This is a genomic window from Aquimarina sp. RZ0 (assembly GCF_008370685.1).
In the GTDB taxonomy this organism is placed as follows: Bacteria; Bacteroidota; Bacteroidia; order Flavobacteriales; family Flavobacteriaceae; genus Aquimarina.
In genome coordinates, this window is record NZ_VTZU01000196.1 from 1 (window position 1) to 1796 (window position 1796).

The 1796-nt window shown below is 33.3% G+C and carries 1 protein-coding gene; it reads right to left on the reverse strand.

Annotated features, from left to right (window positions below):
- Positions 1-258: 258 nt before the first annotated feature.
- Entirely contained in the window at positions 259-1644 is a 1386-nt protein-coding gene (locus F0000_RS27175; RefSeq protein WP_149627829.1) for a S41 family peptidase, read from the reverse strand.
- Positions 1645-1796 lie beyond the last annotated feature (152 nt).

Here is a 1796-nt window from a genome sequence, read left to right on the forward strand (position 1 = left end):
ACAGTTCTTTTTGCTTTTTCACAGCAAGACTCAACTCTTTTTTTTGATACATAAGTTATAGATTTTAATTATTTCTATTAAATTACGAAATCCAGCAGAAAAAAGTTACCGAAGGTTTAGTTCAACGGTAACGTATAAGAATAGTAGCGGATTTTATGCGCTTACTTTTCGGTTAGTCACGGTCGTTTGATTTATATAGTTCACTTGCGTTTTAGCGATTAAACCGCTATTATTTTTATACAATGTTAGGGGCAGTTTTTATTTGCTCAGCTCTATTACTTTCTCAATTGCTCGGTCATTGGTTTTCAATTCATCTATTAGTAGATTATAGAACTCAATTCCTGATTTTGGGTAATCCAAATCATAATCGGGTGGAATTCCATTCTTCTCATAATTTATTTTTTCCTTTCCCAGATAAATTTCATTGGAAAGTCCGTATTCCCAGCCGTTTGGTAGTTTTTTGGATAGAACATCTGATAAAATCCCCTCGGTATTTGAACCGATTGTTTTAGTGTTTTTTAAACTTTGGGATGCCAAAACAAAGGTTTCACTTGCACTTGCCGTTTGATAGCTTGTCAATATGAAAAGTTTACCGTTATACGTTTGTTCATTTGGTACTAAATAAATGTTTTGCGATTTAGTAAAGTCATTTCCATATCTCGCTTTTTTGGAAAAAACAACAGATTTACTATCAGTAAAGTAGCTTAGAACTTCAAGTCCTGCTTGGTCAAATCCGCCTCCGTTAAATCGTACATCTATAATACAGGATTTTGTATCTTCAATATCGTTAAATATGGTCTTCATAATTTCCTTGATGCCGTTGAGTACATCTTTTGGGTAATTCTCACTATTATCTGCGTTTTCCCAATACGCATCCCAAAAGTCTTCTTCCGATGCGTTTTGGTCAATATCGTAATTCGCTAAATCCTCAAAATCATTAATTTGTATATAACCAATAGTGTCTTTAATGATTCCCCAGTTTATGATTCCTTTGTTGTAACTCTTTAAACTATCTACGTATTTATTGCTGATAGCATTTATAACAGATTCTCTTGTATGGTCAAATTCATCCTCCTCATCCTCAATCTTATCTTCTACGCTTTCTGGAATATCCAGCGATACGTGTCCATCATTTAATTCAGACGTCATCTCTTCAAGTACATTGAATAGTTCCAAATCTGTAGATTGAGAATTAAGACGTGGACGATATTTTTCTTTACTCTCTTGCCAATCAACGTTTCTAAGTTTGAACGATGGATAATTTTCATTGAAAGTATACCACAAAGCGTCAAAATTCTTTAAAGGGTCGTTGGTACTCGAATTTTTCTGTTCACAATAACTTGTTTCCGAATTCGGGCGCACAAAATCATAGTTGGTAAAGCCTAATCTTAAGGTTAGACTGTCTTGGGTCAGGTTTTTTACCTCAAAATATTCGTTTAGATAATTTTTTGGAAGTTGTGTGTTAAAGGAACATCCATTTTCGTAAACATCGTAAATTTCCATTTTGCTATCGTCTATATGAATTTGTTGTCCGTAGCCTATGGAATTCCAAGTTCCATTTAAAGTCAATTCAGTTTTTTGGGTCTCCTTACAGGAATAAATTCCAATTAAAATTGCTAAAAAACAGATTGGTTTTAATTTCATTCGTGATGTTTGTTTAAATTGCCCCTAACATTATAGGATTAAATCATTTAAGCCAAAGGCGCAATTTGATTTAATCCGCTGTTGTACTATGCGTTTTTTTTTTTTTTTTAACCTTCTATGGGGATTGAATCCACTTGTTGTTTACTCAAAGT